This is a genomic window from Sphingobium sp. SA916, from assembly GCF_002894065.1.
Taxonomy (GTDB): domain Bacteria; phylum Pseudomonadota; class Alphaproteobacteria; order Sphingomonadales; family Sphingomonadaceae; genus Sphingobium; species Sphingobium fuliginis.
This window is the reverse complement of record NZ_LXYF01000074.1, coordinates 13,612-40,106: the sequence shown is the minus strand read 5'-3', so window position 1 is coordinate 40,106 and position 26,495 is coordinate 13,612. Positions and strand designations below refer to the sequence as shown.

The following is a 26,495-nucleotide window of genomic DNA, read 5'->3' as shown; positions in this document are numbered from 1 at the left end:
GGCTGCCGTGGCTGTCCGTAATCGTCGCGCTTTGAAAAGGAGACGAAAATGCCCAAGCTCAAGACCAAGAGCGGTGTGAAGAAGCGCTTCAAGTTCACCGCTTCCGGCAAGGTCAAGCACGGCGTCGCTGGCAAGCGTCACCGCCTGATCAGCCACAATGCGAAATATATCCGCCAGAATCGCGGCACCTCGGTCATGTCCGACGCCGACGTGGCCCATGTGCGCCTCTGGGCGCCCTATGGCCTGAAGTAAGGGAGGGCTGACCAATGGCACGTGTCAAGCGTGGTACGACCACCAAGGCGAAGCATAAGAGGATATTGGATCAGGCGAAGGGCTATTATGGCCGTCGCAAGAACACGATCCGCATCGCCCGTCAGGCCGTCGAAAAGGCCGGCCAGTACGCCTATCGCGACCGCAAGGTCAAGAAGCGGACCTTCCGCGGCCTGTGGATCCAGCGCATCAACGCCGGTGTCCGCGCCGAGGGCCTGACCTATTCGCAGTTCATGCACGGCCTGAAGCTGGCCGGCGTGGATCTGGACCGCAAGGTCCTGGCCGACATTGCGATGCACGAAGGCGAGGCGTTTAGCGCCATCATCGCCCAGGCGAAGGCTGCGCTGCCCGCGGCCTGAGCTTAGAACGGTCGCAAGATCGTCCAAAGGGGCGCCGGGGCAGATGCCTTCGGCGCCCTTTTTGATTGGCGTGAACCCCCATCTCCGCTCACCCTGGGCGAAGTCAAAGGTTCTGCTGAGCCGCAGGCGAACGGTTTCGCCAGGCTCAAGCGCTGCTTCGGCTTCGCTCAGCCCGAACGGTATTGAAGGAATATCCCTCATGTCGCTGCATGTCTGGTGGCTCTATGTCACGGCGGTCTTCCTGATCTCGGCCACGCCGGGACCGAACATGCTGCATGTGATGACGCAGAGCATTCATCATGGCCCGCGTCGGGCGCTTGCCACCATGGCCGGGCTGATGAGCGCGATCCTGCTGTGCCTGATCGCCTCCGCGCTCGGGCTGGGGGCGTTGCTGAAAGCCTCTCCGCGCCTGTTCGACGGGTTGCGCTATGCAGGTGTCGCCTATCTGATCTGGCTGGGCGTCAAGGCCTGGCGCGCGCCGGTGGGTGAAGCAGGCGAGGTGGGCGCCACGCGGGCGCGGTCGCTGCGGACGCTCTATGGCACCGGGTTGCTCACCGGCCTCAGCAATCCCAAGCTCATCATCTTCGCGGCCGCGCTGTTTCCGCAGTTCATCGATACCGATCGGCCCTTTGCGGTGCAGCTGGGCATATTGGTGGCGAGCTTCGTCGCCATCGAGTTCGGCTGGCAGTGCGTCTATGCGCTGGGGGGCATGAAGCTCGCCCGCTGGCTGGCGCCCGCGAACCGGCAGCGGTTGTTCAACCGGGGAACGGGGCTGATGTTCATCGGCTTCGGCGGGGCGTTGCTGGGGGCGCGGGCTTGATCGTCGTCGTTCCCGCGAAGGCGGGAACCCATCTCCGGAGCCAGCCGTGACACGCGACTTCGATCCGACGGTCTACATTCTTGCCAGTCACAAAAATGGCACGCTGTATATCGGAGTCACATCAAATCTCGTCCAACGGATATATCAGCACCGTTCCGGCTTGATTGAGGGCTTCACAAAGGATTACGGCGTGCACCGGCTGGTCTGGTTCGAGAGCGGCGGCTCGATGGAAGAGACGATCCGGCGTGAAAAGCAGATCAAGAAATGGAACAGGCAATGGAAGATCGGCCTGATCGGACGGGAGAATCCCGATTGGCGGGATTTGGCGATCGATTTCGGGTTCGAGCCATTGAAAAGTCGGCGCATCGTCAAGGCGTCAGGTGATTGGAACAGGGTGGGAAATGGATTCCCGCCTCCGCGGGAATGACGAAGATTATGACTGAGATTGCCAATCTGAAAGCCGGCCTGATCGCGGATATTGCCGCCGCCGACACGCTCGACGCGCTGGAGGCGCTGCGGGTCGGCGCCTTGGGCAAGAATGGCGTGGTGACGGGGCTGCTCAAGACGCTGGGCCCGATGAGCCCGGAGGAGCGGCTCGAGAAAGGCCCCCCGATCCAGGATTTGCGGGAGAGCGTGACGGCGGCGCTGGCGGAAAGGAAGGCGGCGCTGGAGCAGGCGGCGCTCGATGCGAAGCTCGCGGCCGAGAAGATCGACATGACCCTGCCCGCCGACACCGGTCCACAGGGGTCCGTGCATCCGGTCAGCCAGGTGATGGACGAACTGGCGGAGATTTTCGCCGATCTGGGCTTCTCCGTGGCGACGGGGCCGGAGATCGAGGACGACTGGCATAATTTCACCGCGCTCAACATTCCGGAGACGCATCCGGCGCGGGCGATGCACGACACTTTCTACTTCCCCGACACCACCGATGGGAATGGGGACGGGAAGAAGATGCTGCTGCGCACCCACACCTCCCCAGTGCAGATCCGGACCATGATGAACGGCGAACCGCCGATCCGCATCATCGCGCCGGGCCGCGTCTATCGGTCGGACAGCGACGCGACGCATACGCCGATGTTCCATCAGATCGAGGGGCTGGTGATCGACAAGGGCATCACGCTCGGTCATCTCAAATGGACGCTGGAGACTTTCCTGAAGGCCTTTTTCGAGCGCGACGACATCGTCCTGCGCCTGCGGCCCAGCTATTTCCCCTTCACCGAACCTTCGGTGGAGGTCGACGTCGGCTATACGCTGGTGAACGGCCAACGGGTGATCGGGGGCGACGGCGACGCGCCGGGTGGCGGCTGGCTGGAGGTGCTGGGCAGCGGCATGGTGAACCGGCGGGTGATCGAGGCATGCGGGCTCGATCCGGATGAATGGCAGGGCTTTGCCTTCGGGACGGGCGTCGACCGGCTCGCCATGTTGAAATATGGGATGAACGACTTGCGCGCTTTCTTCGACGGCGATCTGCGCTGGCTGAAACATTATGGCTTTTCGGCGCTGGATGTGCCCACTTTGAGCGGGGGAGTGGGCGCATGAAGTTCACGCTGAGCTGGCTCAAGACGCATCTTAATAGCGATGCGGACCTGCCGACGATCCTCAAGGGGCTGACGAACATCGGTCTTGAGGTCGAGGGCGTGGAGAATCCGGCGGAGAAGCTGGGCGCCTTCCGCATTGCGAAGGTGCTGACGGCGGAGCGTCATCCGCAGGCGGACAAGCTGCAGGTGCTGACCGTGGATGCGGGCGACGGCCCGTTGCAGGTGGTCTGCGGTGCTCCCAATGCGCGGGCCGGGCTGGTCGGCGTGTTCGGGACCGAGGGCGCGGTGGTGCCGGTCAACGGCATGGTGCTGAAAAAGACCGCCATTCGCGGCGTTGAATCCAACGGCATGATGTGTTCCTTCCGGGAACTGGAACTGGGCGAGGATCATGACGGGATCATCGAACTCAGCGCCGATGCGCCGGTGGGAAGGGTCTATGCGGAATGGGCAGGGCTGGACGATCCGGTCATCGACGTGTCGATCACGCCCAACCGGCAGGACTGCATGGGCGTGCGCGGCATCGCGCGCGACCTGGCGGCGGCGGGGCTGGGCACGCTGAACGCGCTGATCGTGCCGACGATCGAGGCGGCGGGCCCCGGGCCGGACGTGCGAATCGAGGATGCGGAGGGCTGCCCCGCCTTCTTCGCCCGGACGGTGCGCGGCGTGAAGAACGGCAGTTCGCCCGAATGGATGGCGAAGCAGTTGAAGGCCATCGGGCAGAAGCCGATCAGCACGCTGGTCGACATCACCAATTACATCATGATCGATCTGGGCCGGCCGCTGCACGTCTATGACATGGCGACGCTGAAGGGCGGGCTGGTGGCGCGGCGCGGCAGGCCGGGCGAGCAGGTGCTGGCGCTGAACGGCAAGACCTACACGGTCGATGAGAGCATGACCGTGATCGCCGACGACGAAGCGGTGCACGACATTGGCGGCATCATGGGCGGCGAGCATTCGGGCGCCACGGAAGCCACGACCGACGTGCTGATCGAATGCGCCTATTTCACGCCGGAACGGATCGCGGTGACGGGGCAGAAGCTGGGGCTGACCAGCGACGCGCGCGGACGGTTCGAGCGTGGGGTGGACCCGGCCTTCCTGGACGACGGCCTGTCGATAGCGACCTATCTGGTGACGCATCTGTGCGGCGGCAGCGCCAGCGAGGCGACGCGCGCCGGCAGTCCGCCGCTGGCCGTGAAGACCGTGACCTACGATCCGGCGCAATGCCTGGCGCTTGCCGGCGTCGACGTCGCGGATTCGGAGCAGAAACGCATTCTTGAAAGCCTGGGATTCAAGGTGGAAGGCAATGACGCCACCTTCGAATATCAGGACGGCGTGCCGGTCACGACCCCTGCCACATGGACCGTGACGGTGCCGAGCTGGCGGCGTGATGTCGACGGCTGGCCCGACATCGTCGAGGAGGTGGTGCGCATCGTAGGGCTGGATCAGGTGCCCTCCACCCCCCTGCCCCGCGCCCCCGGCGTCGCCAAGCCGACCGCCACGCCGGAACAGGCCATCGAACGGCGCGTGCGCCGGACGGCGGCGGCGCGTGGGCTGGCCGAAGCGGTCAACTGGTCCTTCATTTCGGAGAGGGAGGCCGCCGCGGTCGGCGGCGGGGCATGGACCCTCGCCAACCCGATTTCGGAGGATCTGAAGGTCATGCGTCCTTCCCTGCTGCCCGGTCTGCTTTCGGCCACGCGGCGGAATGTGGACCGCGGCGCGGCTTCGGTGCGGTTGTTCGAGCTGGGCCGCCGCTATCTGGCGGACAAGGAGCGGCCGACCGTCGGCTTCGTGCTGGCGGGCGAGAAGGTGGCGCGGGGCTGGCAGACCGGGAAGGCGCAGCCCTTCTCCGCCTTCGACGCCAAGGGCGAGGCGATCGCGCTGCTCACAGCCGCGGGCGCGCCCGTCGCCAATCTCCAGAGCTTCGGCGAGGCGTCGGGCGCCTATCATCCGGGCCAGTCGGGCACGTTGCGGCTGGGGCCGAAAACGGTTCTGGCGGAGTTCGGCGTGCTGCATCCCAGCCTCGCCAGGCAGTTCGGGCTGACCGGCGCGGTGGTCGCGGGCGAGATCTTCCTCGACGCGATCCCCGCCCGACGGGCCAGCGGCTTCATGCGCCCGCCCTATGCGCCGCCGGCCTTGCAGGCGGTGAAACGCGATTTCGCGTTCCTCGTCGATCAGGCTGTCGAAGCCGACGCACTGGTCCGTGCGGTCAGGAACGCGGACAAGAAAGCGATCGTTGACGCGCGGCTGTTCGACGTCTTCGTCGGCCCCGGCGTGGATGAGGGCAAGAAAAGCCTTGCCGTCGAGATCACGCTGCAACCCGGCGACAAGAGCTTTTCCCAGGAAGAGCTGGACGCGATCAGCGCGGCCGTGGTGAAGGCGGCGGAAAAGCTGGGCGGCACTCTGCGGGGATGAGGCTGTTCGCCGGGATCGAGGGGAAAGCGCGGCTTGCCGGTCTCTTCCTTCTCGGCGGCATGGCGGCGCGCGGCGTGGGTGAGGCCATGATCCGCGCCGCTCTGGTCGTGCCCGGTTCCGGGCGGGAAACGGCGCGGAACATAAAGGACTTTCCCTGGGCCTATCGCGCGGCGGAGGCGACCGATCTGGCGATGGCCTGCGCCATGCTGGGGGCGACCGTACTGCTTTATGCGCTGTTCGCGCCGGGCGGGAGGCATGTTGCGCGGATGGCGGCTTTGCTTTCCGTCATCGGCATTGCGACGCTGGGGGCAGGCAGCCTTCTCTCCATCGCGCCGCTCATCCTGCTGGACGGGGCGCCGCATCCGGGCATCGGCATGGCGCAGACCTATTCGCTCGTGGAACTGACGCTGCTGCTGCGGGATCAGGTTCAGCACGTCGCACGCATCTTCCTGGGGCTGTATCTGCTGCTGATCGGTCTGCTGGCTTTCCGCTCGCGGCGGTTTCCCCGCGCATTGGGCGCGGCGCTGATGTTCGGCGGCTCGGTACAGGCGGTGGCGCGCCTGATGGCGCTGATCGCGCCGGACCTGGCCGACGCGACGGTGATTCAGGCGGACATCGTGGCGGTGCTGGCGGAGGCGGTCTTCGCGCTATGGCTTATTTTTTCGGCTCGTCGGCCTTTTCCTGCGCGGTCGGCGGCGGACTCATGATCTTGCAACCCTTGGCGTCGGCCAGGCCGCGCAAATAGCCGCGCCGGGCTATGCCGGCGGTGACGGCGGCTTCCAGACGACGCTCGGCAGGGGCGGCGCCGCTGATCTCCCGCACCAGGCCGCGAAAGGGGATGATCGAATTGACGATAGTCTTGCCGACCGCTTCGGCTATCTTGCCGGTGCGGTTCTCATTCGCCTTCTGCCCCACGGTGAAGTCGGGGCCAAGCACCGCGTTGAGTTCGTCGAGCGAGGTCTTGAGCGCCTTGCAGCTCCGCAAGGGCGGGCGCTTATAGGGGTCTTCGACCGCCTGCTGGAGCACATCGGGAATCTTGTCCTTGTCGATGCCGACATCCCGCGCGGGCTGGGTCGCGATGGTGCCCGCCTTCTTCAACGTGTCGTCCTTCTTCTCCTGTTCCTGCGCCAGAGCGCCCGTCGAACAGAGCAACAGCGCAGCCACGCCGATCCATTTCATCCGATTTCTCCCTGCTGCTTCTTCAACCCCTTGAGACTGGGCGTGGTTCCGCGCCGGCCTGGCCGCTCCGGACTCTTTCTTTTCCGCGATTTCCTGACCGGCGGTCGGTTCCGGTCGCCGGGAAATCGCTCTATGCCGGACGGCAAGGAGATTGCAGCATATGGCGGACGAATTCATCACCATCGGTTCAGGCGATCTGAGCGCCGTCGTCAACCCGCTGGGGGCGGAGCTCTGGTCGCTGAAGGACCGGCAGGGGCGCGAATTGATGACCGATGCGGACCCGCGCTGGTGGACGGGACACGCGCCGTTGCTCTTCCCCTTCGTCGGGCGATCGCGCGGGGATGCCTATCGCTTCGAGGGGCGGGATTACGCGATGCCGCAGCATGGCTTTGCGCGGCGCAGGGCTTTCGCGCTGGTGGAGCGGAGCGGTGAGGCCGTGACCTTCCGGCTGGAGGCGGATGCGGAGACGCGGGCGGTCTATCCCTTCGACTTCCGGCTGGACATGCGCTTCGCGGTCGAGGGAGCGGCGCTGCGGATGAAGGCGACGGTGGCCAATAGCGGCGAGGGCGACCTGCCCTTCTCCTTCGGCTATCATCCTGCCTTTGCATGGCCGCTGCCCTATGCCGGGGCGGCGGAGGATCACCGGGTGCTGTTCGAGAAGGCGGAACCCGCGCCGATCCGCAAGGTGGGGAACGAATCGGGCCTGATCGCGCGGGAAAGCACCGCTTCGCCCGTGGATGGCCAGGTGCTGGCGCCCACCCATGCGATGTTCGAGGGCGACGCGCTGGTCTGGGACCGGCTGGAAAGCCGCAGCCTGTTCTGGGGCGTGCCAGGCGGCAAGGGGCTGAGGATCGATTTTCCCGATACGCCCTGGCTGGGGCTGTGGCAGAAGCCGGGGGCGCATTATCTTTGCGTGGAACCCTGGGCGGGGATGGCCGATCCGGTGGGTTTTACCGGAGATGTTTGGGAGAAGCAGGGGATCATGCGGCTGGCGCCGGGGAAGGAACGGACCTTCCGGATGGACGTGACGGTGGTGGGCGGCTGAATTCGAGTTGCCTTCCAAAAACGGCCTTACTGGCGCGGCGGCAAAGAATCGCTATATGGGCCGCCCATGAGCATTCCTTCCCGCCGTACCTTCGCCATCATCTCGCACCCCGACGCGGGCAAGACCACGCTGACCGAGAAGCTGCTGCTGGAAGGCGGCGCGATCCATCTGGCAGGGGAGGTCAAGGCGCGCGGGGCGAACCGGCGCGCACGCTCCGACTGGATGAAGATCGAGCAGCAGCGCGGCATTTCCGTGACCAGCTCCGTCATGACCTTCGAACGCGACGGGGTGACGTTCAACCTGCTCGACACGCCGGGGCACGAGGATTTTTCCGAGGACACCTATCGCACGCTGACGGCGGTGGACTCGGCCGTGATGGTGATCGACGCCGCCAAGGGCATCGAGCCGCAGACGCGCAAGCTGTTCGAGGTGTGCCGGCTGCGCAACGTTCCCATCATCACCTTCGTCAACAAGGTGGATCGTGAAGGGCGCGACGCCTTCGCCCTGCTGGATGAAGTGGCGGACGCGCTGGCGCTGGACGTGTGTCCGATGAGCTGGCCGGTCGGCATGGGCGGCGAGTTCGAGGGGATTTACGACTTCGCCCGGAACCGCCTGCGCCAGCCTTCGGGCGCGAGCAAGGAATTTGAGGGGAAGGAAGCCTCCTTCTCCGGCATCGACGATGATGCTCTGGCCGGGCATCTGTCCGGACAGGGGCTGGCGCGGCTGCGGGAGGAGGCGGAACTGGCGGTGGGCGGCTATGCCGATTTCGACCTTGCCGCCTATCGCCATGGCGACCTGACGCCGGTCTATTTCGGGTCGGCGCTCAAGCTGTTCGGCGTGACCGAACTGATCGACGCGCTGGCCGCCCATGCGCCGCCGCCGCGTGCCCAGCCCGCCGAGCCCGCGCCCGTCGAGCCGGAGAATAGCGAAGTCACCGGCTTCATCTTCAAGGTCCAGGCCAATATGGACCCGCAGCATCGCGACCGGATCGCCTTCATGCGGCTCTGTTCGGGCAAGTTCCGGCGGGGCATGAAGCTGACGCCAAGCGGCAGCGGCAAGCCGATCGCCGTGCATTCCCCGATCCTCTTCTTCGCGCAGGACCGCGAGATTGCGGACGAGGCCTTTCCGGGCGACATCATCGGCATTCCCAACCATGGAACGCTGCGCGTCGGCGATACGCTGAGCGAGAAGGCCGGGGTCCGCTTCACCGGCCTGCCGAACTTCGCGCCTGAAATCCTGCGGCGCGTGGCGCTGAAGGACCCGACCAAGACGAAGCAGCTCCGCAAGGCGCTGGATGACCTGTCCGAAGAGGGCGTGATCCAGGTCTTCTATCCGGAAATCGGATCGAACTGGATCGTCGGCGTGGTCGGGCAGTTGCAGCTCGACGTGCTGATCTCCCGGCTGGAGGCGGAATATAAGGTCGCGGCCGGGCTGGAGGCTTCGCCTTTCGACACGGCGCGATGGATTTCGGGGGACGACGCCGCAATCAGGGACCTGGTGTCGTTCAACGGCGCCAATATGGCCAAGGATCGCGACGGCAACCTGGTCTTCATGGCGAAGAGCGCCTGGGACATCGGCTATCAGCAGGAGCGGCACCCCAAGGTCAAGTTCAGCGCGACCAAGGAGCGTTGAACGGGGTACGGCCGAATTTGGCCAATTCAAGACATTCCCCTCCCGTAAACGGGAGGGGTTAGGGGTGGGCGCGAGCGTAGCGAGCTTCTGACTTAGCCGTTGCAAAACAGCGCAGGTGCCGCGCCAGCCCACCCCCTAACCCCCTCCCGCCTGCGGGAGGGGGAATGTCCTGATTCCACCCCTCCCGCTCACCGCCGCAGCAGGAACACCGCATGTTCCGCGAACAGATTGGCGTTCGCATGGGTGGTTTCCCGGTCGCCCTTCAGGAACCATTGGCCGTCTATGGTCCAGCCGCGATCCTTCACCAGGGCGCGGAAATCGTCGACCGTGACATGGTGGATGTTGAGCGTGTCGTACCATGTGTCGGGCAGCAGGCGCGTCACCGGCATGCGCCCGCCCCAGAACAGCGACAGCCGCCCGCGCCAATGGGCGAAATTGGGGAAGGATACGAAGGCCTGACGGCCAATGCGCAGCAGTTCCTCCACCACGCGGTCCGGGCGTCGGGTGGTCTGGAGCGTCTGACTCAAGATCGCATAGTCGAAGCTGGCTTCGGGATAAGTGACAAGGTCGGTGTCGGCGTCCCCCTGCACCACCGAAAGTCCCCGGCCAACGGCGGCGGCGACATTGTGCGGGTCGATTTCAAGGCCGCGCGCGTCGACCCGTTTGGTGTCGCGCAGCGCCGCCATCAGCGCGCCGTCGCCGCAGCCCACGTCCAGCACCCGCGCGCCGGGGGTCACGGTACGGGCGATCAGGGCGAGGTCGGGACGCAGGCTCATGCGCGGCCGCCCTTCAGGAAGCCGTCCACCACCCGGTTCAGTTCCGGGCATTCCAGCAGGAAGGCGTCATGGCCGAAGGGGCTGGAGAGTTCGACGAAGCTCGCCTGCGCGCCGCCGGCATTGAGCGCGTGGACGATCAGGCGGGATTCCGCCGTGGGATAGAGCCAGTCCGTGTCGAAGCTGACGAGGCAGAAACGCGCCCTGGATGCCGTAAAGGCCTTGGCAAGGCTGCCGCCATGATCCTCCGCAATGTCATAATAGTCCATGGCGCGGGTGATGTAGAGATAGCTGTTGGCGTCGAACCGCTCGACGAAGCTCAGCCCCTGGTGGCGCAGATAGGATTCCACCTGGAAATCGGCGTCGAAGCCGAAGGTCTTGGACCCATTCGGGTTTTCCGGGCGCCCCTGAAGACGACGCCCGAATTTCTCCGTGAGGCCCGCTTCGGAAAGATAGGTGATGTGCGCGGCCATGCGCGCCACCGCCAGGCCCGCGCTGGGGATCGCGCCGTCCGCATAATAGTCGCCGCCGCGCCAGTTGGGGTCGGCCATGATCGCCTGCCGCCCGACTTCGTGGAAGGCGATGTTCTGGGCGCTGTGTCGCGCCGTAGAGGCGATGACGACGCAGCTTTCGACACGTTCCGGATAAAGGGTGGGCCAGATCAGCGCCTGCATGCCGCCCATGGAACCGCCGATCACGGCATGAAGCCGGTCCACGCCCAGATGATCGAGCAGCATCGCCTGGGCGCGGACCATGTCGGCGATGGTGATCACCGGAAAGCGCATCGCATGGGGATCGCCGGTCGCGGGGTCCAGGCTGGCAGGCCCGCTGGAGCCCATGCAACTGCCGATGACATTGGCGCAGACGATGAAATGACGGGCGGGGTCGACCGGCTTCCCCTCCCCCACCAGCCGCCACCACCAACCGGGCTTGCCGGTGACGGGATGGTCCGACGCGACATATTGGTCGCCGGTCAGCGCGTGGCAGATGAGGATGACGTTGGAACGGTCCGCGTTCATCCGCCCATAGGTTTCATAGGCGATGTCCACCGGCCCCAGCGCGGCTCCGCTGTCCAGCCGCAGCGGGCCGGGCAGCCGCGCCTGCCGGCGCAGGCCGAAACGGGTGTCATCGGGAAAGGACGCGCTGGCCATATCGGTTCGGGCTAGGACCGGGGCCGGGCTCTGTCAATCGGCCCTTCCTTCGCCTAGATGACGGGCATGACCGACCATTCTGCCATCCCCATCCTGACCTATGGCCCGCTCTATCCCTATCTGGACGACGGGCTGGCACGGCGCTTTGCGGTTCACGCCCTTGCGGCGGATGCCGATCCGGATGCGCTGCCGCCCGAAGCGCGGGAGGCGCGGGCGCTGGTATCCTTCGGATCGGTCGGCGCCTCCGCGGCGATCATGGACGCCTTGCCGAAGCTGGAGATGATCGGGCTGTTTTCGGTTGGCTATGACAAGGTCGATGTCGATCATGCTCGGGCAAAGGGCATCCGCGTCACCAATACGCCGGACGTGCTGACCGATGACGTGGCCGACCTGGCGGTGGGGCTGCTCTATGCGACGGTGCGCAATATCGCGGCCAATGACCGGATGGTGCGGGCCGGGGACTGGGCGCGGGGCGTGAAGCCGCCGCTGTGCGGGCGCGTGACGGGCAAGCGGATCGGGATTTTGGGACTGGGCCGGATCGGGCGCGCCATCGCCCGGCGGCTGGAGCCGGTGGCGGGGGAGATTATCTACCACAGCCGGCGGGCGGTGGCGGATACGACCTGTCGCTATGTGGCCGATCCGCTGGATTTCGCGCGGCAGAGCGATGTCGTCATTGTCGCGACCTCCGGCGGGCCGGAGGCGCGCGGGCTGGTCGATGCGGCGATGCTGGATGCGCTGGGCCCCGAGGGCGTGATCATCAACATCAGCCGGGGCAGCGTGATCGATGAGGACGCGCTGGTGGCGGCGCTGGGGGAAAGACGGATCGCGGGCGCGGGTCTCGACGTGTTCGCGAACGAGCCGCATGTGCCGGAAGCGCTGTTGGAAATGGATCATGTGGTGCTGCAACCGCATCAGGGCAGCGCGACCGTCGAGACGCGCAAGGCGATGGCCGATCTGGTGCTTGCCAATCTGGATGCCTGGGCGGCGGGCGAGCCCCTGCTGACCCCCGTGGTGTGAGAAGCGGACGCCCGCATCCAAGCGCTTTGCGTTTCGCTTCGATGACGCTAAAGCGCGGCGCATGACAAAGCCTGCCCCCAAAGACTGGATCCTCGGCATTTCGCCCTATGTTCCCGGCAAGTCGGCCGCCGATGACGGGCGACCGCTGGTGAAGCTGTCCGCCAATGAAAATCCGCTGGGCACCGGGGAAGCGGCGCGGGCCGCTCTGGTCGCGGCAACGGCGGATCTGGCGACCTATCCCGATCCCGGCGCCGCCATGCTGCGCGAGGCGATCGCGGCGGCGCATGGACTGGACCCGGCGCGGGTGATCTACGGCACCGGGTCGGACGAATTGCTGCACATCGCGGCGAGCGCCTATGCCGGGCCGGGGGACGAGGTGCTCTACGTCCGCTACGGCTTTTCGGTGTACGACATCGCGGCGCGGCGCGTGGGGGCGACGCCGGTCATCGCGCCGGACGCCGATTATGCGACCGATGTGGATGCGCTGCTCGCGGCGGTGACGGAGAAGACCAAGGTCGTCTTCCTCGCCAACCCCAACAACCCGACCGGCACCATGACGTCGCGGGAAGAGATTGCGCGGCTGCATGCCGGTCTGCGGCCCGACATATTGTTCGTGCTGGATCAGGCCTATGCCGAATATCTGGACGCGGACGAGGATGATGGCGGGCTGGAACTGGCGAAGAATGCCGCCAATATGTTCGTGACCCGGACATTTTCGAAGATTTACGGGCTTGCCGCCGAGCGGATCGGCTGGGGCTATGCCAGCGCCGAGGTGATCGACGTGCTGCATCGCATCCGCGCGCCGTTCAACGTGACGACGGCCGGGCAGGCCGCTGCGGTGGCGGCGATCGAGGACGCCGCCTGGGTCGAGGCGAGCCGGACACATAACCGGAAATGGCGCGAATGGCTGACGGGCGAGATCGCCGCGCTGTCCAACCATGGGCTGCGCGCCGTGCCGAGCAAGGCGAATTTCCTGCTCATCCTGTTCGATGGCCGGCTGACGGCCGAGGCGGCGATGAAGGGCCTGTGGGACGAAGGCTTCGCCACCCGCTGGCTGCCGGGGCAGGGTCTGCCCAACGGACTGCGCATCACCATCGGCACCGAGGATCAGATGCGCAAGGTCGCGGCCAAGCTGCGCGCCATGGCGGAAGCGGCCTGATGCTGCCATTTTCGCGCGTCACGATCATTGGGCTGGGCCTGATCGGCTCCTCGCTAGCGCGGGCGATCCGCGAAGCCATGCCGACCGTTCGGGTGACGGGCCATGATGCCGATGCCGGCGTGCGGGAGATCGCGCGGGCCATCGATCTGTGCGACGACGTGACCGATACGGCGGGCGCTTCGGTGACGGATGCCGATCTGGTCGTGCTGTGCGTGCCGGTGCGGGCCATGGGCGCGGCGGCGGCGGAGATTGCCGACGATCTGCCTGCGGAGGCGATCATCAGCGATGTCGGCTCCTGCAAGGCCGATGTGCTGGCGCAGTTGAACATTGCCTTGCCGGGGCGCACGGTCATTCCCGCCCATCCCGTCGCGGGCACGGAGAATAGCGGGCCGGAAGCGGGCTTCGCCTCCCTGTTCCGGGGCCGCTGGTGCATCGTGACGCCGCCCGCCGACGCCGATCCGGCGGCGGTCGAGCGCGTGTCGGAGCTGTGGCGGCGCGTCGGCGCGGATGTCGAGACGATGGACCCGGCGCATCACGATCTGGTGCTGGCGGTGACCAGCCATTTGCCGCACCTCATCGCCTATACCATCGTCGGCACGGCCAGCGATCTGGAGGATGTGACCCAGTCGGAAGTCATCAAATATTCCGCCGGCGGCTTCCGCGACTTCACCCGCATCGCCGCGTCCGATCCGACCATGTGGCGCGACGTGTTCCTGGCGAACAAGGATGCGGTGCTGGAGATGCTCCAGCGCTTTTCGGAGGATCTGTCGGCCTTGCAGCGGGCGATCCGCTGGAATGACGGGGATGCGCTGTTCAACCTGTTCACCCGCACGCGGGCGATCCGGCGGTCGATCATCGAGCAGGGGCAGGACGATCCCAAGCCCGATTTCGGGCGTTCGCATTGAATAGCGGCGTGCGCCTGCCTTCGCAGGAGCATATCGGCCTATAAAGGCTCGTTCAGCGCATTGATGGCCGCATGGACGCGAGCTTCCGCTTCCCGTCGATCCAGGCCGGGCGGAACGATCTCGCCCACCTTGTAAGTGATCGTGCCGCTGCGCTTCATGAACTTGCCGCGGGGCGAGACGCGGCCGCTGTCGACCGCGATGGGCACGACCGGCAGTCCCAGCAGCACGTAGAGCCCCGCGAAACCGGCGCGCAAGGGCGGGCTTTCGCCATGGGGAACACGGGTGCCTTCGGGAAAGAGGCAGATGGCGCGGCCCTCCGCCGTGGCGGCCTTGGCGGCGACGCGCAGGGCGCGCAGCGCGCTCGCCCCGGCGCTGCGTTCGATGGGGATCAGGCCATAGCGGCGGGCGATGCCGCCCCAGAGCGGAATGTCGAACAGCTCGCGCTTGGCGGCGATGGCGGGACGATCCAGCAGGCAGAGCAGGTCGATCGTCTCGAACATCGATTCATGCTTGAGGATGTAGAGATAGGGACCGTCCTCCAGCCTTCCCTCGACCCGGACCTTCTGCCCCAGCAGCCAGCGCGCGCAGCCGCGATGAAAGCGGCTCCACGCAGTGGCGACGCGGGGAATGGAGCGGGGCGCGACCAGATTGACCGCCATGGCCGCAAGGACGAACAGCAGCGATCCCGGATAGAAGATCGACATGAAGGCGAGGGATCGCAGCGCGGTCAGCATTCCGGGTGAACCGTTCAGATACCAATAAGCGCCGCCGCCCGGCGCAGCAGATATTTATTATATTCACGCGCCAGCATGGTGAGGCTGGGGCGGCTGGGCACGGCGTCGTAGACCAGCGTGACCCGTTCGGGCAAGGCCTGCCGCAGTTCGAGCGCGGAACGCCGCATGTGCCAGTCGGTGGTGATGAGGCGCACCGTCTTGAAATCCCGCCGTTCCAGCCAGTGCGCTGTCTCTATGGCGTTGGACCGGGTGTCGATGGCTTCGCGGCCAAGCGTGATGCAACAGGAGAAGAGGCGTTCAGGCGCCTTATATTGCGCGGCCAGCTCCGCCGGGCGGACCGAGCGGTCGACGCCTGAGATCAGCATCCGCTTGGCCGCGCCGTCCTGAAGCAGGGAAAGGCCGCGGTCGATACGCCCGGCCCCGCCGGTCAGCACGACGATCGCGTCGGTCTGGCGACCGTCCAGCGGCTGGGGCAGGAAGATCGCGAACCAGGCGAAGCCCAGCATCCATCCCAACAGGGTGACGGCGATGAAGCGGACGATCACAGCAGCCGCCCCAGCGACCGCAGCACCGTCCAGCGCGCCGCGATCCGCGCCAGCAGCATGCAGCCCATGGGTATCGCGGCCAGCGCGGCCCAACTTGTCCACGGCAGCTGGACGCCGCTCAGCAGCTCCGATCCCGTCGCCAGCAGCCGCCCGCCCAGCAGCAGGATCACCAGCAATGCGCAGGCAAAGCCGAGCGCGCCCCCGAACAGCGCGTCGAGGCCGATGCGCCGCTGGAACAGCCGGGCGATCTGCACGTCGGTCGCGCCCATCAGGTGCAGCACGTCGATGGTGCCGCGATGGCTGTCATGCGCGGCGCGGGCGGCGAGGACGACCACCGCGCCGGTCGCCAGCGTCATCAGCATGACGATGCCCGCCGCCAGCCAGCCAAGCGCGGAAAGCAGATCCGCGAGCGGCGCGAGGAAGGCGGCATGGGGTTCGATGCGGGCCTTTGGCGAGAGGGCATGGAGCTGTCGGCGGAGACGCTCGACCTTCGCGTCCGTCCGGCCCGGCGTGAGTTCGATGTCGATCAGCGCCGGTATCGGCAGGTCGCCGCTGGCCGCGTCCTGCCCAAGCCAGGGACGGATCTGCTCCGCCAGCGCGGCGGACGGGACCGGACGAACGGCGCGGACGGTCGCGTCCTTGCGCAGTGCGGCGGCCATGGCGGCGCTGAGGCGCTCGCGCTGTTCGGCATTGGCTTCCACGATCTGCACCGTCGCGCGCCCGGCAAGGTCGGCGCCCATCGCCTTCACCGCCGCGCCCAGGCCCAGACCGGCGGCGGCCGACAGCACCGTCAGGAACATCATGATGGCGATGATCCAGGGCATAGGGCCGGCCACCCGCCCCTCTGGCAGCAGCCGGTGGCGCGCGGCGGCGGCGGCGCGGCGATTGCCCATGGCGCCGGGGGACGCCATCAACCGGCCGCCTGCGGTCGGGGCGGGTAGCGCAGCGATCCGGTCGGATCGGACAGACGGCCCTTGTCCAGCTTCATCATCTGCGCGCTGCCCACCTGCGCGATCAGCGGCAGGTCGTGGGTGGCGACGACGATGGTGGTGCCCAGCCGGTTGAGCGCTTCGAACAGGGTCATGAGGCGGCGGGCCATGTCGGCGTCGACATTGCCGGTCGGCTCGTCCGCCACCAGTATTTCCGGGCGGCCGATGACGGCGCGGGCGATGGCGACGCGCTGCTGTTCCCCGCCCGACAGGGTGGCGGGGCGGGCCTGGCCGCGATCGCCCAGTCCCACCCAGTTCAACATCTCGCTGACGGGCAGGTCGATCTCGCTCTCCTCCATGCCCGCGACCCGCAGCGGCAGGGCGATATTGTCATAGACCGACAGATGCGGGACCAGCCGGAAATCCTGGAACACCACCCCGATGCGTCGGCGGAACCCCGGCAGGCGCTTGCGGGGCAGTGTCACGACATCCTCCCCGAACAGGCGGATGACGCCGCGGCTGGGCCGCTGGGCGAGGTAGAGGAGTTTCAGCAGCGATGTCTTGCCCGCGCCCGACGCGCCGGTCAGGAAATAGAAGCCGCCGCTCGCCAGGGAGAAGCTGACGTCGGACAGCGTCTCGCTATCCAGACCATAGCGCAGGCCGACATTTTCGAACTGTACGATGGCCGACATGCGTCTATTTCAGCGCCCGCGCGCTCCCTGCTTCCCCGATGGCCTAGCCATGGCACAGCGGACGGGCGGCCGTAAAGCCCATCCGGCCTGAGTCCGCGAGTCGCGCCCGGGTGGACGGGCATGTTTGAAGCCGCTTGCCCTCGAATCCAACTCATGCCTATGAAGCGTCATGATCCTGGTGTGTCCCAATTGCGCCACGCGCTATATCGTGCCGGACAGCGCCGTCGGCCCGAACGGCCGCCAGGTTCGCTGCGCCGCCTGCAAACATAGCTGGTTCCAGGAAGGCGCCGCGCTCGCCCCGCGAGAGGAAGCATTGGCGACGGCAGGCGTGCCCGAAGTCGCGGCGCCATCGCCTCCGCCTCCACCGCCCCCCCCGGCGCCGCCCCCCCCACCGCCCCCGGTTGAGGAGCCCGCCCCGCCAACGGTGGAGCCCGTCGCAGCGCCCGTGGAGCCCGAACCCGTCGCGCAAGCCGCACCCCCGGAAACGGCAAGGCCGGATTATCGGTTCGACGATATTTACGGGCGCGCCGAAGCGGATGCGCGCGACGATTGGGCCGAACCCGCGCCAGTAGCGGCGAAGCCCCGGCGCAACCGGCTGAAGATATGGACCTATGCGGCGCTCGCCTTCTGCCTGGCGATCGGCGCGGCCGGCGGGGCGCTCTGGTATTTCGGAACGCCTGGCTGGGCGGTCAATCTGGGCCTGGTGCCCGAGGAAGGCGACCCGGACCTGCTCTTCTATCTTTCCAAGCCTGCCGAGCGGCGCAAGCTGCCGACCGGGGAGGAATATTTCGCTTTCGGAGCGCGGATCGTGAACAGCGGCAAGCAGGTGCTGCCGGTACCCCCCGTGCTGGTGCAACTGCGCGACAGGCAGAACCGGCTGGTGTTCAGCTGGACCACCAAGGCGGACCGGACCAGCCTGAAACCGGGTGAGGAAGCGTCGATCAACGAAAGCCGGATCGACATTCCGAAAAATGCCGAGAATCTGTCGCTGACCTTCGTCCAGTGATCCGTTCGTCGTTCCTGCGCAGGCGGGAACCCATCTCCTGAACGTGCCGCCTGGGACGACTTATGGGAGATGGATCCCCACCTTCGCAGGGATGACGATCTCAAAAAATCACGGATAGCTCACCGTCTTCGGCCGCCCTTGGGGGATCGGGATGAATTCCCGGTCGTCGCCGGGGATCAGGGGAAAGCGCATGGCTTCCCAATCCTCGCGGGCCTGCATCAGGCGGTCGGTGGAGGATGACACGAAATTCCACCAGACATGGCGAGGCGTCCGGAACGCCTCTCCCCCGCAAAGTATGACGCGGCCGCCGTCCACGCTCATCAACGTCGCCCTGATGCCGGGCCGCAGGACGTAGAGCGTCTGCGGCTGGAGCATCACCCCGTCCAGCGCCGCGTCGCCGCCGGAGACATAGATCGCCCGCTCCTCCGCATCCGCATCGATCGGGACCGAACCGCCGGGCGAGAGCTGGATGTCGGCATAGATGGTGTTCGCATAGGTGGTGACCGGTGAGGTTGCGCCCCACAGGTTGCCCATGATCACGCGCGCCCGCGCCCCAGCGCCATCGATGACGGGCAGGCCGCCCTCACCGACATGCTCGAAGGCCGGGTCCATCTCCTCATAACGGTCGGGAAGCGCGAGCCAGGTCTGGATGGCGGACAGTTTCGACAGCTTTGCCCGGTCCTCGTCCGGCGACCGCTCGCTGTGGACGATGCCCTTGCCAGCGGTCATCAGGTTGACCGCGCCCGGCTCGATCAACTGCTCCGTGCCCAGGGAATCGCGGTGGAGGAAGCTGCCTTCATACATATAGGTGACGGTGGCGAGGTTGATGTGCGGGTGGGGGCGCACGTCCACGCCCTGCCCCGGTTCGATCCGGGCGGGACCGGCCTGGTCGAAGAAGATGAAGGGGCCGACCATGGTGCGATCCTTCACCGGCAGGGAACGATGGACGCGGAAATCGCCCAGGTCATGGGTGGTGGGCGTGATCGTCTGGATGATCGGATCGTTCTGGATGATCGGTTCGGGCGGGGTCATGCTGCGTCCAGTTCGGGATAGTGGCGGAAGACATCTTCGTCGGTGAACGGCAGGCGCCGTTCGCTTGCCAGATAGTCCTGCAATTCGGGCAGCGCCGCAACCCGGTCATGCAGATCGGCAAGGCGCGGGAAGGACGGCGTCAGCGTCGCCATGCGCAGCGGAAAGGCATAGCGCAATCCCGCGATCAGGTGGAAGAGCGAGAGATCGGCATAGCTCCAGCTTCGGCCTGCCAGCCAGTCGCCCGTCTCCGCGCTCAGGGCATGTTCGAAATAGGTCAGGAATTTGGGGATGCGGCCGGCGCGAAACCCTTGGGCGGCGCGCAGGGCCTCGGCCTTCTGATTCTCATAATAGAGATGGGCGCCGACCGGATGGTGGACGTCATGCGCCTCCGCCACCATATCCATGATGGTGAGCTGCACCTGGGCGAGCCAATAGCGCGGCTTGAGGCCGGTGGGGCCGCATTCATGGCGTTCGGCCAGATAGAACAGGATGTTGGCGGTCTGCGCCACGGTGCGGCCGTCCGTCACCAGATAGGGTGGGGCGAAGGCGGGACCGGCGTCGTGACGCTCCATGTCCGCCATCAGCGCTTCGTCGCCGTCGGTGCGGGCGCGGTCGCGATAAGCGATGCCGCACGCCTCCATCGTCAGCCGCACGAACTCGCCGCGCCCGGCTATGGTGGACCAGTACCAGAAATCATAGGCCATGATGCGCGCCTCCTTCGACGGCGGCACAACGTTCGAACAGGCGCTATGGTGTCATTCCCCCGGCGCGCGAGCCTTTATCGCCAGGGCGTGGACCTTTTCGCGCAGCAGGTCGGCCAGCGCGGCATTGACCATCCGCTGGCGGGCGACGCGGTTCTGGCCCATGAAGCGGCCGGAAACGATCTCCACGGTGAAGTGGCTCTCCCCCGATCCGTCATGCCCGGCATGGCCGCGATGCTTCTCGCTGTCATCGATCACGGCGAGCCGTTCGGGGCTGAGGGCGGCCTGCAGCCGGGCTTCGATTTCGGTGGCGACAGGGCCTTTTAGAATCTCGGTCATCGCCCCTATATAGGCCCTTTATTCCCCGTTGCATCAGGACAATCTTGGCTAGCGATCCCTTCTCGACCCGGCGTTTCAACCGTTTCCACGGCCGCGTGGAAAGCGACCGCCCCTGCGCGGTGCCCGGCTGCGAGGAACCGGGGGAATTTCGCGCGCCGCCCCTGGAAGGAGGCCGGCCGAACCAGGAAGGCCCACGCTGGCGCTGGCTGTGCCTCGACCATGTGCGGGAATTCAACCAGGGCTATAATTTCTTCACCGGCATGAGCCCGGAGGAGATCGCCGCCGCCCAGCGCCCCTATGCGGGGTGGGAGCGGGAGACGCGGGCCTTTTCGTCCAACGCCGCCAGCCCGCCGCCCAGATGGTCGGACTTTCAGGACCCGCTGGACGCCATCGGCGCCAAGTTCAGGGAGCGGGTGGCGAAGGCGCGGGCCGACAACCAGACGCGGCAGGACGGAAAATTCCTGTCGCGGGACGACCGGCGGGCGCTGGAGGTGATGGGGTTGCCGATCGACGCCGACCGAAGAGCGCTGCGGCAGCGCTACACCGAATTGCTGCGGCGCTTTCATCCCGATCATAATGGCGGCGACCGGAGCCATGAGGCTTTGTTGCAGGGAGTGATCGAGGCCTATCAATTGTTGAGGAAGGCTGAGGCCTTCGCTTGAACATCGTCGTTCCCGCAGAGGCGGGAATGACTTGTGATCGGTTCATTGCGCTGTCATAGGCGCCGACCCTTCCCCGGAGATTCCTATGACAACCCGCGCCCTGGGCCTCGATTTCGGCACGACCAACAGCGTGGCCGCGCTCGCTGGCGGGGGCGGGTCGGAACTGGTGGAATTTGCCGGCAAGGAAGCAACCGGCGCGGTGTTCCGCTCCGCGCTCTGCTTCTGGCATGACAGCGGCGTGAAGGGCGGCATGGCGCATGAGGCGGGACCATGGGCCATAGCGGAATATCTGGAATTTCCGGAGGACAGCCGCTTCCTGCAAAGCTTCAAGTCGGTGGCGGCCAGCCCGGTCTTCGAAAGCGCGAATGTGTTCGAGAAGCGCTTCCGCTTCGAGGAACTGGGGCAAATGTTCCTCTCCCGCATGGTCGGCCATGCGGGCGGCGCGCTGGACCGGCGGCCGGAGCGGATCGTGGTCGGGCGGCCGGTGGAATATGCCGGATCGCGGCCCGACGAGGCGCTCGCCCGGCGGCGCTATGACGCCATGTTCGCAGGGTTCGGGGACGAGATTCACTATGTCTACGAACCGCTGGGCGCCGCGTTCAGCTATGCCAGCCGCCTGACCGAAGCGGCGACGATATTGGTGGCGGACTTTGGCGGGGGCACCAGCGACTTTTCCATCGTCCGGGTCGAGGCGCCGGGCGCGGCGCGGCGTTGCGTGCCACTCGGCTCGGCGGGCATCGGCCTGGCCGGGGACCGCTTCGACTATCGGATCGTCGATCATCTGGTGCTGCCGATGCTGGGCAAGGGCGGCAGCTATCACAGCTTCGGCAAGGAACTGGAGATTCCGCGCAGCTATTTCGCGGACTTTGCCGACTGGTCGCGGCTGGCGCTGATGCGCAACCGGCGGACCATGGACGAGCTGGCGCGCTTGCAGAAGGCCGCCCATGATCCCGACGCCATCGGGCGGATGATCACGGTGATCGAGAAGGAACTGGGCTATCCGCTCTACGATGCGGTGGGGTCTTTGAAACGGCGGCTGTCGGAGGCGGAGAGCGCGACTTTCCGCTTCGAAGGCGGCGGGCTCACCATCGAAAAGCAGGTGACGCGCGCCGATTTCGAAGGCTGGATCGCGCCCGACATCGCCCGGATCGAAGCCACGGTGGACAAGGCGCTCGACAAGGCGGGCGTGGCGCCCGATGCCATCGACCGGGTGTTCCTGACCGGCGGCACGTCCCTGATCCCGGCGATCCGGCGCATTTTCGACCGGCGCTTCGGGAAAGACCATATTGCAACCGGCGGAGAATTGACGTCCATCGCCCATGGGCTGGCGCTGGTCGGGCAGGAGGCCAATTTGGCCGAATGGGCCGCTTGATCCCGGCGTGTTAAGGCCCCACTCTATCGACATGCCTGTCCCTGATGGTTAGGGCAGTGCCGACCAGATCGTTCAAAGAGATTAGAAGATGACCGACATCCCGAACGTCCAGCCCGATACCCGCGCCGAAACGCTGTTGGCCTCGCCCGACCGCGAAGTCGACGCGCGCGAAGTGTTCGGCATCGATGTCGACATGAAGATCCCGGCCTTTTCGGAAGCCGACGAGCGGGTGCCCGATCTCGACCCCGCCTATGTGTTCGATCCGGACACCACGCTCGCGATCCTGGCTGGTTTCGCCTATAACCGCCGCGTGATGGTGCAGGGCTATCACGGCACCGGCAAGTCGAGCCATATCGAACAGGTCGCCGCGCGCCTGCGCTGGCCGTGCATCCGCATCAACCTGGACGCGCATATCAGCCGCATCGACCTGGTCGGGCGCGACGCCATCGTCCTGAAGGACGGGCAGCAGGTGACGGAATTCCGCGAAGGCCTGCTCCCCTGGGCGTTGCAGCGGCCTGTGGCTTTGGTGTTCGACGAATATGATGCGGGCCGCCCGGACGTGATGTTCGTGATCCAGCGCGTGCTGGAAACCGACGGCAAGATGACGCTGCTCGACCAGAACCGGGTGATTCGGCCCAATCCCTGGTTCCGCCTGTTCGCGACCGCCAACACCGTGGGTCTGGGCGACACCACCGGCCTTTATCACGGCACGCAGCAGATCAACCAGGGCCAGATGGACCGCTGGAACCTGGTGGTGGCGCTGAACTATCTGCCCGCCGCGACCGAGGCGCAGGTGGTGCTGGCCAAGTCCGGCGAATATGACCATGAGGGCGGCCGCAAGGAAGTCGAGAATATGATCAAGGTGGCGGAACTGACGCGTCAGGGCTTCGTCAACGGCGACATATCGACCGTCATGAGCCCGCGCACCGTGATAAGCTGGGCGCAGAATGCGCTGATCTTCAAGAATATCGGCTTCGCCTTCCGCCTGAGCTTCCTCAACAAATGCGATGAGGCGGAGCGGCCGCTGGTGGCCGAATATTATCAGCGCGTCTTCGGCAAGGATCTGCCCGAAAGCGTCGCGCACCGGGCGGCGTGACGTGATCGTCGTCGAACGGATCGATCCGGAGGGCGGGACCGCCCATCGGATCAGCATTCGCGGGCATGAACTGATCGCGGACATGTCGGCGCCGGACGGCCATGATGCCGGGCCGGACCCGCATGACCTTTACGATTCGGCCTTGGGCGCGTGCAAGGCGATGACGATGCTCTGGTATGCGCAGCGCAACGGCATTCCGGTGGAGGGCATCCATGTCGGCGTGGTGCGCGACGCGAGCCAGGAACGGCAGGGCATCTACAGGCTGACCACGCGCATCGCGCTGTCCGGTCCGCTCACCGAGGAGCAGCATGACAGACTGATCGCCGTCGCCGCGAAATGCCCGGTCCACAAGCTGATGAGCGAGGTCGAAACGCAGATCGAAACCATCGCCGTGCCCATGGTCGGGGAGGGCGAGCGGCCGTGAGCGAGCCTGTCGCCCTGACGCCGGAAAAAGCCCGCCTGCCGCTGGAGAGCGCGTTCAACCTGCGCGACTTCGGTGGTTATGCGACCGCCGATGGGCGCTGCGTGAAGCGCGGCATGCTCTACCGGTCGGGGACGATGGCGCTGCTGACGGACGCGGATGCGGACCATCTCCGCTCGCTCGGCATCAAGGCGATCTGCGATTTCCGCCGCGGCAACGAACGGACCGCCGAACCCACGCTCTGGCATGGGAGCGAGGTCGATTATTTCTGCCGCGACTATGCGGAAAGCAGCGGGCTCCTCGGAGAGATGCTGAAGCGCGACGGCGCGACCGCGGACGATATGCGGCAGACGATGATCGCCCTCTATCGCGTCATTCCGGTCGACCATGCCGAATCCTACCGCGCCATGTTCGCGCGGATCGCGGATGGGCGCGTGCCGTTGCTGATCAACTGCTCGGCGGGCAAGGACCGGACCGGCGTGGGCGCGGCGCTGGTTCTGGCGGCGCTCGGCGTGCCGCGCCCGACCATCGTTCAGGATTATCTGGCGACCAACGCCCATGCCGATTGGGACTGGCTGCTGGCGCAGCGCAACACGCTGGTGGCGCGGATGCGGCTGACCAGAACCGACATGCTCGAACCGCTGCTGAAGGCGGAATCCGTCTATCTGGATACATTGTTCGCGACGCTGGATGAAAGCCATGGCGGCGTGGACGGCTATCTGAACGATGTGCTGGGCGTCGACGCCGCGGCACGGGATTCGATGCGCGGGATGCTGCTCGACTGATGGCCGACCGTTCGCCCCTCGACGCCTTCAAGGACGTGCTGTCCGGCGCGGCGCGGTCGATCGCGCGCGACGCGGAGGTGGAGGTGAGCTTCACCGCCGACACGCCGCATATGGCGGGCAAGGCGATCAAGGTGCCGACGCCCGGACGCAATCTGCCCGCCGATCAGGTGGCGCTGGCGCGGGGTTTCGCGGACGCCAATGCGCTGCGGCTGCGGCACCATAATGCGCGGATTCACAACGCCGCCGCGCCTGCCGACGCGACGGCGCGGGCCGTCTATGACGCGGTCGAGCAGGCGCGGGTAGAAGCGATCGGTTCGCGGGCGATGGAGGGGGTAAGGGCGAACCTCAACCATGCGCTCGACCTGAAATTGAAGTCCGATCCGATCCGCCGGGCGCGTTCCGCCGATGAGGTGCCCTTGTCGACCGCGCTGGCGCTCAAGGTGCGCGAACGGCTGACCGGGCAGGCCGCGCCCAAGGATGTGCGGGCGGGTCTGGCGATGGTCGACCAGTGGATCGAGGACAAGGCGGGCGCCGATCTCGACGCGCTGGCCATGGCCATCGACGATCAGCGCGCTTTCCAGAAGCTGACCTCGGCCATGCTGGAGCATCTCCAGTTGATCGACGCCGACGTGCCGCCCGAAACCGACGATTCCGAACCGCAGGAAGAGGGCGAGGACGAGGAGCAGCAACAGGAAGACGGCGACAGCGGCGAGGATCAGGCGGGCGACAGCGACGCCTTTGCCGAGGCGCGCGCCGAGGATCAGGGCGGCGACACCGAGGACGGCGAAACCGAATATAGCGACGAGTTCGACGCCGACAGCGAGGAAGGCGCGGAGGATATGGGCGAGGAGGGCATGATGCCCGTCCGCCCCAACCGGCCGATGGGCGACCTGCCGCCGGGCTTCGACTATAAGCCCTATACGCAGCTTCACGATGAGGTCGTGACCGCCGAGGATCTGTGCGACGAGGATGAATTGCTGCGGCTGCGCGGCTTCCTCGACCAGCAATTGGTGAGCCTGCAGGGCGCGGTGACGAAGCTTGCCAACCGGCTCCAGCGGCGGCTGATGGCGCAACAGTCGCGGTCCTGGGACTTCGATCAGGAAGAGGGGCTGCTCGACGCGGCGCGCTTGGCGCGGATCGTGATCGATCCGACGCGCTCGCTCTCCTACAAGATCGAGCGGGACACCGAGTTCCGGGATACCGTGGTCACGCTGCTGATCGACAATAGCGGGTCGATGCGCGGGCGGCCGATCTCCATCGCCGCGATCAGCGCCGACATCATGGCCCGCACGCTGGAGCGTTGCGGCGTGAAGACCGAGATATTGGGCTTCACCACCCGCGCCTGGAAGGGCGGGCAGAGCCGGGAGGATTGGCTCGCCGCCGGGCGTCCGCCGATGCCGGGGCGTCTCAACGACCTGCGCCACATCATCTACAAGAAGGCCGACGAACCCTGGCGCCGGGCGCGCAAGAATCTGGGCCTGATGATGCGCGAGGGGCTGCTCAAGGAGAATATCGACGGCGAGGCGCTGCTCTGGGCGCATAACCGGCTGATCGCCCGCAATGAGGAACGCCGCATATTGATGGTGATCTCCGACGGCGCGCCGGTCGACGATTCCACCCTGTCGGTGAACAGCGGCACCTATCTGGAGCGCCATTTGCGGCAGGTGATCGAGTGGATCGAGAACCGCTCGCCCGTGCAACTCGTCGCCATCGGCATTGGCCATGACGTCACGCGCTATTATCGCCGCGCGGTGACCATCATGGATGCCGAACAGCTCGGCGGGACCATGGTGGAGCAGCTCGCCGGACTGTTCGACGAAGATTAGAAGCCCTGCTCGTTCGGGCTTCCGCGATGTCGAAGCCCGGACCTTCCCTTGAAAAGAAGATCGGCAGTTTCGACCTCGTGTCAGCGCGAACAAGC

Annotated in this window: 29 protein-coding genes; 19 read left to right on the top strand and 10 right to left on the bottom strand. The window is 66.3% G+C overall.

The genetic code is table 11. The annotated features are described in order from the left end of the window. Window positions 1-48 precede the first annotated feature (48 nt). The 7 genes from rpmI (at window position 49) to A8G00_RS20840 (ending at window position 6,106) form a co-directional block, all read left to right on the top strand. Entirely contained in the window at window positions 49-252 is a 204-nt protein-coding gene (rpmI, locus tag A8G00_RS20870) for a 50S ribosomal protein L35 (protein ID WP_007689506.1), read from the top strand. A 14-nt stretch (window positions 253-266) separates the two neighbouring features. Next, the gene (gene rplT / locus A8G00_RS20865) at window positions 267-629 is read left to right on the top strand and encodes a 50S ribosomal protein L20 (RefSeq protein ID WP_022682430.1); all 363 of its coding nucleotides are present in this window, start codon (window positions 267-269) and stop codon (window positions 627-629) included. 199 nt (window positions 630-828) lie between these two features. Further along, window positions 829-1,449, top strand: coding sequence for a LysE family translocator (locus A8G00_RS20860; RefSeq protein WP_103001575.1), 621 nt, complete (start codon window positions 829-831; stop codon window positions 1,447-1,449). Window positions 1,450-1,495: 46 nt separating this feature from the next. Further along, window positions 1,496-1,876 (top strand): GIY-YIG nuclease family protein, encoded by a 381-nt coding sequence (locus tag A8G00_RS20855; protein ID WP_048576369.1) that lies wholly within the window; start codon window positions 1,496-1,498, stop codon window positions 1,874-1,876. Window positions 1,877-1,884: 8 nt separating this feature from the next. Next, entirely contained in the window at window positions 1,885-2,988 is a 1,104-nt protein-coding gene (gene pheS / locus A8G00_RS20850) for a phenylalanine--tRNA ligase subunit alpha (protein WP_025548230.1), read from the top strand. Continuing rightward, window positions 2,985-5,399: a phenylalanine--tRNA ligase subunit beta gene (pheT, locus tag A8G00_RS20845; protein WP_103001574.1), complete on the top strand. Its 2,415-nt coding sequence runs from the start codon at window positions 2,985-2,987 to the stop codon at window positions 5,397-5,399. Before pheS ends, pheT begins: the two co-directional genes overlap by 4 nt. Continuing rightward, window positions 5,396-6,106 (top strand): DUF4386 domain-containing protein, encoded by a 711-nt coding sequence (locus tag A8G00_RS20840; RefSeq protein ID WP_103001573.1) that lies wholly within the window; start codon window positions 5,396-5,398, stop codon window positions 6,104-6,106. Before pheT ends, A8G00_RS20840 begins: the two co-directional genes overlap by 4 nt. Here A8G00_RS20840 and A8G00_RS20835 read toward each other — a convergent pair. After that, window positions 6,054-6,578, bottom strand: a complete 525-nt coding sequence (locus tag A8G00_RS20835) for a hypothetical protein (RefSeq protein WP_025548227.1) — start codon at window positions 6,576-6,578, stop codon at window positions 6,054-6,056. The two genes, A8G00_RS20840 and A8G00_RS20835, sit on opposite strands and share 53 nt — an antisense overlap. A gap of 160 nt (window positions 6,579-6,738) precedes the next feature. On the opposite strand from A8G00_RS20835, the gene A8G00_RS20830 reads away from it, so the two are divergent. Both A8G00_RS20830 and A8G00_RS20825 read left to right on the top strand, forming a co-directional pair. Continuing rightward, a complete protein-coding gene (locus A8G00_RS20830; protein ID WP_103001572.1) occupies window positions 6,739-7,623 on the top strand; it encodes an aldose 1-epimerase family protein in 885 nt (294 codons plus the stop codon). A gap of 66 nt (window positions 7,624-7,689) precedes the next feature. Next, window positions 7,690-9,255: a peptide chain release factor 3 gene (locus A8G00_RS20825; RefSeq protein ID WP_044661177.1), complete on the top strand. Its 1,566-nt coding sequence runs from the start codon at window positions 7,690-7,692 to the stop codon at window positions 9,253-9,255. A gap of 188 nt (window positions 9,256-9,443) precedes the next feature. Here A8G00_RS20825 and metW read toward each other — a convergent pair whose 3' ends face one another. Next, complete coding sequence (gene metW / locus A8G00_RS20820) at window positions 9,444-10,031, bottom strand: methionine biosynthesis protein MetW (protein ID WP_044661176.1); 588 nt, start codon at window positions 10,029-10,031, stop codon at window positions 9,444-9,446. After that, complete coding sequence (locus tag A8G00_RS20815; RefSeq protein ID WP_044661175.1) at window positions 10,028-11,179, bottom strand: homoserine O-acetyltransferase; 1,152 nt, start codon at window positions 11,177-11,179, stop codon at window positions 10,028-10,030. The genes metW and A8G00_RS20815 overlap by 4 nt, the downstream gene beginning before the upstream one ends. 57 nt (window positions 11,180-11,236) lie before the next feature. Here A8G00_RS20815 and A8G00_RS20810 point away from each other — a divergent pair, with 57 nt between their 5' ends. The 3 genes from A8G00_RS20810 (at window position 11,237) to A8G00_RS20800 (ending at window position 14,260) form a co-directional block, all read left to right on the top strand. Further along, window positions 11,237-12,196: a 2-hydroxyacid dehydrogenase gene (locus tag A8G00_RS20810; protein ID WP_103001571.1), complete on the top strand. Its 960-nt coding sequence runs from the start codon at window positions 11,237-11,239 to the stop codon at window positions 12,194-12,196. Window positions 12,197-12,257: 61 nt separating this feature from the next. Continuing rightward, complete coding sequence (gene hisC, locus A8G00_RS20805) at window positions 12,258-13,355, top strand: histidinol-phosphate transaminase (RefSeq protein WP_103001570.1); 1,098 nt, start codon at window positions 12,258-12,260, stop codon at window positions 13,353-13,355. Then, complete coding sequence (locus tag A8G00_RS20800) at window positions 13,355-14,260, top strand: prephenate/arogenate dehydrogenase family protein (protein WP_044661172.1); 906 nt, start codon at window positions 13,355-13,357, stop codon at window positions 14,258-14,260. Before hisC ends, A8G00_RS20800 begins: the two co-directional genes overlap by 1 nt. Before the next feature lie 38 nt (window positions 14,261-14,298). On the opposite strand, the gene A8G00_RS20795 is transcribed toward A8G00_RS20800, so the two are convergent. From A8G00_RS20795 to ftsE, 4 genes are read right to left on the bottom strand one after another with little or no spacing between them, the layout of a single operon-like run. After that, window positions 14,299-14,994, bottom strand: a complete 696-nt coding sequence (locus A8G00_RS20795) for a 1-acyl-sn-glycerol-3-phosphate acyltransferase (RefSeq protein WP_103001569.1) — start codon at window positions 14,992-14,994, stop codon at window positions 14,299-14,301. Window positions 14,995-15,008: 14 nt separating this feature from the next. Beyond that, window positions 15,009-15,539: a YdcF family protein gene (locus tag A8G00_RS20790; RefSeq protein WP_044661170.1), complete on the bottom strand. Its 531-nt coding sequence runs from the start codon at window positions 15,537-15,539 to the stop codon at window positions 15,009-15,011. Continuing rightward, on the bottom strand, window positions 15,536-16,450 hold the full coding sequence (locus A8G00_RS20785) for an ABC transporter permease (RefSeq protein WP_103001568.1): 915 nt from the start codon (window positions 16,448-16,450) through the stop codon (window positions 15,536-15,538). The genes A8G00_RS20790 and A8G00_RS20785 overlap by 4 nt, the downstream gene beginning before the upstream one ends. Next, window positions 16,450-17,160 carry a cell division ATP-binding protein FtsE gene (gene ftsE / locus A8G00_RS20780; protein ID WP_044661168.1) on the bottom strand — a complete coding sequence of 237 codons (711 nt, stop codon included), beginning with the start codon at window positions 17,158-17,160 and terminating at the stop codon, window positions 16,450-16,452. Before ftsE ends, A8G00_RS20785 begins: the two co-directional genes overlap by 1 nt. Window positions 17,161-17,329: 169 nt before the next feature. Here ftsE and A8G00_RS20775 point away from each other — a divergent pair, with 169 nt between their 5' ends. After that, entirely contained in the window at window positions 17,330-18,166 is an 837-nt protein-coding gene (locus A8G00_RS20775; protein ID WP_103001567.1) for an MJ0042-type zinc finger domain-containing protein, read from the top strand. 108 nt (window positions 18,167-18,274) lie between these two features. On the opposite strand, the gene A8G00_RS20770 is transcribed toward A8G00_RS20775, so the two are convergent. From A8G00_RS20770 to A8G00_RS20760, 3 genes are read right to left on the bottom strand one after another with little or no spacing between them, the layout of a single operon-like run. After that, complete coding sequence (locus tag A8G00_RS20770; RefSeq protein ID WP_103001566.1) at window positions 18,275-19,198, bottom strand: pirin family protein; 924 nt, start codon at window positions 19,196-19,198, stop codon at window positions 18,275-18,277. Continuing rightward, window positions 19,195-19,902 carry a glutathione S-transferase gene (locus A8G00_RS20765; RefSeq protein ID WP_044662973.1) on the bottom strand — a complete coding sequence of 236 codons (708 nt, stop codon included), beginning with the start codon at window positions 19,900-19,902 and terminating at the stop codon, window positions 19,195-19,197. The genes A8G00_RS20770 and A8G00_RS20765 overlap by 4 nt, the downstream gene beginning before the upstream one ends. Before the next feature lie 51 nt (window positions 19,903-19,953). After that, the gene (locus A8G00_RS20760) at window positions 19,954-20,238 is read right to left on the bottom strand and encodes a BolA family transcriptional regulator (RefSeq protein ID WP_048577874.1); all 285 of its coding nucleotides are present in this window, start codon (window positions 20,236-20,238) and stop codon (window positions 19,954-19,956) included. A gap of 44 nt (window positions 20,239-20,282) precedes the next feature. On the opposite strand from A8G00_RS20760, the gene A8G00_RS20755 reads away from it, so the two are divergent. The 6 genes from A8G00_RS20755 to cobT all read left to right on the top strand — a co-directional run bounded on the left by A8G00_RS20755 (window position 20,283) and on the right by cobT (window position 26,400). After that, window positions 20,283-20,900: a J domain-containing protein gene (locus A8G00_RS20755; protein ID WP_061940861.1), complete on the top strand. Its 618-nt coding sequence runs from the start codon at window positions 20,283-20,285 to the stop codon at window positions 20,898-20,900. Between the two features lie 85 nt (window positions 20,901-20,985). Further along, entirely contained in the window at window positions 20,986-22,272 is a 1,287-nt protein-coding gene (locus tag A8G00_RS20750) for an Hsp70 family protein (protein WP_061940864.1), read from the top strand. A gap of 88 nt (window positions 22,273-22,360) precedes the next feature. Beyond that, window positions 22,361-23,368, top strand: a complete 1,008-nt coding sequence (cobS, locus tag A8G00_RS20745; protein ID WP_044661162.1) for a cobaltochelatase subunit CobS — start codon at window positions 22,361-22,363, stop codon at window positions 23,366-23,368. A 1-nt stretch (window position 23,369) separates the two neighbouring features. Beyond that, window positions 23,370-23,792: an OsmC family protein gene (locus A8G00_RS20740; RefSeq protein WP_044661161.1), complete on the top strand. Its 423-nt coding sequence runs from the start codon at window positions 23,370-23,372 to the stop codon at window positions 23,790-23,792. Then, window positions 23,789-24,574 (top strand): tyrosine-protein phosphatase, encoded by a 786-nt coding sequence (locus A8G00_RS20735; RefSeq protein WP_044661160.1) that lies wholly within the window; start codon window positions 23,789-23,791, stop codon window positions 24,572-24,574. Before A8G00_RS20740 ends, A8G00_RS20735 begins: the two co-directional genes overlap by 4 nt. Continuing rightward, window positions 24,574-26,400: a cobaltochelatase subunit CobT gene (gene cobT, locus A8G00_RS20730; RefSeq protein WP_103001565.1), complete on the top strand. Its 1,827-nt coding sequence runs from the start codon at window positions 24,574-24,576 to the stop codon at window positions 26,398-26,400. Before A8G00_RS20735 ends, cobT begins: the two co-directional genes overlap by 1 nt. Window positions 26,401-26,495 lie beyond the last annotated feature (95 nt).

What these genes read in the sequence shown, in the direction of transcription:
- rpmI (WP_007689506.1), top strand. Translation starts at nt 49, where the DNA reads ATGCCCAAGCTCAAGACCAAGAGCGGTGTGAAGAAGCGCTTCAAGTTC.
- rplT (WP_022682430.1), top strand. Translation starts at nt 267, where the DNA reads ATGGCACGTGTCAAGCGTGGTACGACCACCAAGGCGAAGCATAAGAGG.
- A8G00_RS20860 (WP_103001575.1), top strand. Translation starts at nt 829, where the DNA reads ATGTCGCTGCATGTCTGGTGGCTCTATGTCACGGCGGTCTTCCTGATC.
- pheS (WP_025548230.1), top strand. Translation starts at nt 1,885, where the DNA reads ATGACTGAGATTGCCAATCTGAAAGCCGGCCTGATCGCGGATATTGCC.
- pheT (WP_103001574.1), top strand. Translation starts at nt 2,985, where the DNA reads ATGAAGTTCACGCTGAGCTGGCTCAAGACGCATCTTAATAGCGATGCG.
- A8G00_RS20840 (WP_103001573.1), top strand. Translation starts at nt 5,396, where the DNA reads ATGAGGCTGTTCGCCGGGATCGAGGGGAAAGCGCGGCTTGCCGGTCTC.
- A8G00_RS20835 (WP_025548227.1), bottom strand. Translation starts at nt 6,578, where the DNA reads ATGAAATGGATCGGCGTGGCTGCGCTGTTGCTCTGTTCGACGGGCGCT.
- A8G00_RS20830 (WP_103001572.1), top strand. Translation starts at nt 6,739, where the DNA reads ATGGCGGACGAATTCATCACCATCGGTTCAGGCGATCTGAGCGCCGTC.
- A8G00_RS20825 (WP_044661177.1), top strand. Translation starts at nt 7,690, where the DNA reads ATGAGCATTCCTTCCCGCCGTACCTTCGCCATCATCTCGCACCCCGAC.
- metW (WP_044661176.1), bottom strand. Translation starts at nt 10,031, where the DNA reads ATGAGCCTGCGTCCCGACCTCGCCCTGATCGCCCGTACCGTGACCCCC.
- A8G00_RS20815 (WP_044661175.1), bottom strand. Translation starts at nt 11,179, where the DNA reads ATGGCCAGCGCGTCCTTTCCCGATGACACCCGTTTCGGCCTGCGCCGG.
- A8G00_RS20810 (WP_103001571.1), top strand. Translation starts at nt 11,237, where the DNA reads ATGACGGGCATGACCGACCATTCTGCCATCCCCATCCTGACCTATGGC.
- hisC (WP_103001570.1), top strand. Translation starts at nt 12,258, where the DNA reads ATGACAAAGCCTGCCCCCAAAGACTGGATCCTCGGCATTTCGCCCTAT.
- A8G00_RS20800 (WP_044661172.1), top strand. Translation starts at nt 13,355, where the DNA reads ATGCTGCCATTTTCGCGCGTCACGATCATTGGGCTGGGCCTGATCGGC.
- A8G00_RS20795 (WP_103001569.1), bottom strand. Translation starts at nt 14,994, where the DNA reads ATGCTGACCGCGCTGCGATCCCTCGCCTTCATGTCGATCTTCTATCCG.
- A8G00_RS20785 (WP_103001568.1), bottom strand. Translation starts at nt 16,450, where the DNA reads ATGGCGTCCCCCGGCGCCATGGGCAATCGCCGCGCCGCCGCCGCCGCG.
- ftsE (WP_044661168.1), bottom strand. Translation starts at nt 17,160, where the DNA reads ATGTCGGCCATCGTACAGTTCGAAAATGTCGGCCTGCGCTATGGTCTG.
- A8G00_RS20775 (WP_103001567.1), top strand. Translation starts at nt 17,330, where the DNA reads ATGATCCTGGTGTGTCCCAATTGCGCCACGCGCTATATCGTGCCGGAC.
- A8G00_RS20770 (WP_103001566.1), bottom strand. Translation starts at nt 19,198, where the DNA reads ATGACCCCGCCCGAACCGATCATCCAGAACGATCCGATCATCCAGACG.
- A8G00_RS20765 (WP_044662973.1), bottom strand. Translation starts at nt 19,902, where the DNA reads ATGGCCTATGATTTCTGGTACTGGTCCACCATAGCCGGGCGCGGCGAG.
- A8G00_RS20760 (WP_048577874.1), bottom strand. Translation starts at nt 20,238, where the DNA reads ATGACCGAGATTCTAAAAGGCCCTGTCGCCACCGAAATCGAAGCCCGG.
- A8G00_RS20750 (WP_061940864.1), top strand. Translation starts at nt 20,986, where the DNA reads ATGACAACCCGCGCCCTGGGCCTCGATTTCGGCACGACCAACAGCGTG.
- cobS (WP_044661162.1), top strand. Translation starts at nt 22,361, where the DNA reads ATGACCGACATCCCGAACGTCCAGCCCGATACCCGCGCCGAAACGCTG.
- cobT (WP_103001565.1), top strand. Translation starts at nt 24,574, where the DNA reads ATGGCCGACCGTTCGCCCCTCGACGCCTTCAAGGACGTGCTGTCCGGC.